Annotated in this window: 2 protein-coding genes; both read right to left on the bottom strand. The window is 72.3% G+C overall.

Annotation, left to right across the window (positions count from 1 at the left end; genetic code table 11):
• Nucleotides 1–90: 90 nt before the first annotated feature.
• Nucleotides 91–3,423: an arabinosyltransferase domain-containing protein gene (locus IY392_RS16105; RefSeq protein ID WP_194861764.1), complete on the bottom strand. Its 3,333-nt coding sequence runs from the start codon at nt 3,421–3,423 to the stop codon at nt 91–93.
• Nucleotides 3,424–3,445: 22 nt separating this feature from the next.
• Nucleotides 3,446–4,088 (bottom strand): arabinosyltransferase C-terminal domain-containing protein (locus IY392_RS16100; RefSeq protein WP_194861763.1); only part of this gene is annotated, 643 nt, incomplete at its 5' end.

Raw genomic sequence — 4,088 nt, 5'->3', positions numbered from 1 at the left:
CGAGCGCGGGGCCGTGTAGACGACCGCGACCCCGCCCTCGATGGGCGGGGTCGCGGTTCTCTGCAGGCGAGCCGCGAGGCCGGAGGGTCGCTAGGACTCCGGATCCGTGACCAGGATCGGGCCCTCGGGCCGCCACCATCCCCAGCGGGTCTCGGTCCCGATGGTCACCTCGGCAGGCTCCGGCGGGTCCTCCTGGTAGGTCCCCAGCGGGGTGTAGGCCTCGATGGAGCCCCAGTCCCGGTTCCAGTCGTGTCGCAGGTACGAGGGGATCGTGCGGGCGCGCTGCGCGACCTCGATCCACCCGAGCGGGCCACCGGACTCGTACGACTGCCACGTGGTGGTGGCGGCGACCGCCAGCGGCCGATCGGGGAGGATCCGGTACTCGGGCAGCTCGGCGACGCCGGCGTAGTGCGAGAAGGGTCGCTGGCACGGGAACTGCAGGCTCACCGCCCAGTCCAGCATGACGGGCGAGTCCGACCCGACGAGCTCCTGGACCGTGACGAGTTCCGGCGCGCGCGGCGGGGTGATGGCCGCCCACTGGTCGGGGGTCAGGTCGTCGTCGTTGACCTGGATCCGCATGACATCGGCCTCGGCCGGCACGTCCTGCATATCGACCCGGAGATTCCGCCAGGTGGGGGCGGGGCCGATGTCGAACGGCACGACGGGCTCTCCCACCACCTCGGCACCGCCCTCGGTGGCGCGGCCGAACTCCACGATGACCTCCTGCCCGTACCGGTACAGGCCGTCGGCGTCGTAGCGTCCGATCCGTCCGGCGGCGGAGATGACCAGGAGCGGATGGGTCTCGCGGTTCTCCGGCAGCCGGTACCAGCCGGTCTCGAGGCTCGACTCCCGTTGCGGTCCCACGAGGTACGACCCGAGGACCGGGGTGGTGGCCGGGTCGAGCCCGAAGGGAAGGGCCACCGTCGACTGGTTGACGCCCTCGGCGCCCTGGCCGCCGGCGGTACCGGCGCTCTCCCCGGTGCTCACGGTGGGGCCGCCGCCGGGCTCCTGCGTGGTGTTGGCGGCGCCGGGATCGGCCACCACCGCGTCGGCCGACAGGTCGGGCGCGACGCCGTCCGGGGTGAACCCCGAGTTCTCGCCGGCCTCGATGGCCGCCGCACGGTCCGCGGGGTCGATCGACCCGTCCGGGCCGGGGGTCGCGGCGAGCGGGGTGAGCATGCCGTCGTTGGCGTCGGGCTCCACCAGGACGCGGTCGGCGAGCATGCACGGGTTGCCGGCGAGGGCGGAGAAGTTGCCCGCCGCGATTGTGTACGCGGGGTACTGCTTGTGGACCCCCTTGGCGAACGAGGCGATGGAGAAGACGACGAGCAGCCCCGCGACCACCGCGATGGGTGCGGCGGCGATGGTCCGCATACGCCGACGGCCCTCGCGGGTCCTGGGCGCCTGTGTGCCGGTGTAATCCTGGCGGAGGTGCTGCCATCCGGCGTAGGCGAAGGTCAGCACCGCCAGGCCCAGCAGGACGGTGGCCGCGTCGATGCCCCGGATGCTGGGGGCCTTGTCCCACCAGGGGATGCCGTAGCTCGAGACGTACCACCAGCCGTTGGGGCCGGCGAAGGCCAGGGCGAGCACCACCAGGGTGATACCCAGGAACACGGTCCTGTTGCGGGCGGTGCGGACCGCGGACGCGGCGATGGCCATGGCGCCGAGCGCCGCGATCGCCGCGCCGATCCCCGCGTACACACCGAAGTGGTGGGTCCACTTGGTGGGGGAGAACATCATGAAGAAGGCGGTGCCCACGACCACGCCGACCAGGCGCCAGACGGGCCCCGAGGCCGCGCCCGGGATCTTGCCGCGGCGCAGCAGGGTGCCGATCACCATGACGAGGCACAGCAGGACCAGCAACACCGGGAGTCGACGGGAGAGCGAACCGTCGACGGTCGGGATCATCAGGTAGTAGTAGCGGACGAACTCCTCGTACCAGTTCAGGTTGGGGCCGATCTCGCCGCGCACCCGGATCGCCTCGAGTACCGAGGCCAGGGACTGGATGCCGAAGACGCTGATGAGCACCATGGTCCCCGCGGCGAGTACCGGGGCGACCAGGGCCAGGCGTGAGCCGACCTCGCGTCCGCGCACCACGACGGTGCGCAGGACGGGGCGCAGCCCCATGACGAGTGCGGCGACGGCCATCAGTCCGGTGGGGCCGGTGGCCAGGGAGAAGGAGGCGAGGATCACCGCGACCGCGTACGGCAACATGCGCCGGGTGGCGATGGCGCGTTCGACCGACGTCCAGGTGAGCAGTGCGCCGAGGGCGATGACGGGCTCGGGCCGCAGGCCGTTGTTGAAGGCCATCCAGAAGGCGAGGAACACGGCGGCGGCGCTCCACACCACCACCGGGGTGGTCCGTGCGGCGCGGCCGAGCCGCGGCAGGACCTCGCGGCTGATGACGAGCCAGCACAGGATCGCCGCGATCAGCGCGGGCAGCCGCATCCACGGGCTGGCGGTGGACACGTGGGCGAGCATCGTGAGCAGGTCGTAGTAGGGGGAGCCGAACGGCGATTCCGGGACCCCGTACCAGCGGTAGTAGTTGGCCATGTAGCCGGCGGGGTCCGCGGCCCGGGCCATCGACATGATGTACCCGTCGTCGGAGGTGTTGCCGCCGACGAAGTGCCACACACCGAGCGTGCCGATCACGGCCACGTCCGGGAGCCGGATCCTGAACCACCCGCGGGGCAGGAAGCGGCGGGACCGGCGACCGTCGGTCTGGTCGAGTCCGTGCAGGGCCCACAGGGCCACGGCGGTGGCGATCAAGCCGATCACGATGGCCGCCCACTTCAGGGCGGTCGGGTCGGTGGTGAAGCGCGAATCGACGTCGACGACCACCTCGAGGCCTGCCGGGACGGCGGTGTCGGACGGCAGGTCGGTGTAGATGCCCACGACCATCGGCCGCAGGTCGTCGGCGTCGACCCGGCGGGTCGCGGCGGGGTCGTCGATACCCTCGAACGACGCCTCGACATAGGTCGGAGTCGCCACCACGCTCAGCTGGCCGCACCCGCCCCCGGCGACCTGGTCACGCGGTGCGGAGACGATGACCCGGTTGCGGGAGACCACGTCGACGGTGTCCGCGGAGGCCCGGACGAACAGGGCCCGGTCGCCCGCCTCCTCGCCGCCCGCCGGGGCGGTCGACAGCAGGATCCCGCCGTCGGCGGGCAGGTCCGCGACCAGGGCGCAGGGGACGGTCGCGGTGAACCGCTGAGGCGAATGCGCCATCAGCGGCGCGGTCACCGAGTCGACCGATCCGTTCTGTGGCCACTGCACGCTCGAGGTGGTCTGGCTGACCGGGAGGAACGGCAGGGACAGGAAGCACAGGGTGCCCAGGAGTCCGCTGACGATGGCGATGAGGCGGAGCCTCGCGACACGGGCGTCGGCGGCGACCGGGCCGGAAGCTGCGGGGGAGTCTGACACGACGTCCGATTCTAGGCGACGGTCACCTCATGGGACCCGGCGTGGTCCAGCCCCACTGGACGGAACTGCTGCGCACGAGGTCGGCGGGCGTCGCGCCGGGGTCGAGGGGTTCGAACCGTTGGAGGGAGCCCCAGTCCCTCGACCAGTCGTGGTCGAGGTAGGTGGGGACGGTGACGGCCTCCACCGTCTGCGTGGTCCACAACAGGGGCCCGCCGCCGCCCGCACTCTGCCACCAGTTGGCGGCGGCCGAGGACTCGCGGTCGGCGAGGATCCGGTAGCGGGGGATCTCGGCGACCCCGCCGTTGTGGACGAAGGGGCGTTGGCACGGGAAGGCCAGCGCCACCACCCAGTCGACGAGCACCGGGTCGGTGTGGCCCACGACCTCGTCGAGAGTGCGAAGGCGCGGGTTCCGCGGCGGGGTCACGGCGAGCCACCAGTCGGGGTCCAGGTTGCCGTCGGTCGCCACCACGCGCACGACCTCGGCGTCGGCGGGGATCGATTCGAGGGGGATCCTCAGGTTGCGCCAGGCGGGGGCCGGGCCGATGTCGACGGGGGTCGTGGAGCCCATGACCTCGAAGTCGGTGGGGCCCGCCGCACCGACCCGGCCCGGCCGGCCGTATTCGATCGTCAGGTCACCGGGGCCGATGCGGCCGGCGACGGCCATG

Source organism: Dietzia sp. SYD-A1, from assembly GCF_015356725.1.
Taxonomy (GTDB): Bacteria; Actinomycetota; Actinomycetes; order Mycobacteriales; family Mycobacteriaceae; genus Dietzia.
This window is presented reverse-complemented; position numbering and strand designations above follow the sequence as displayed.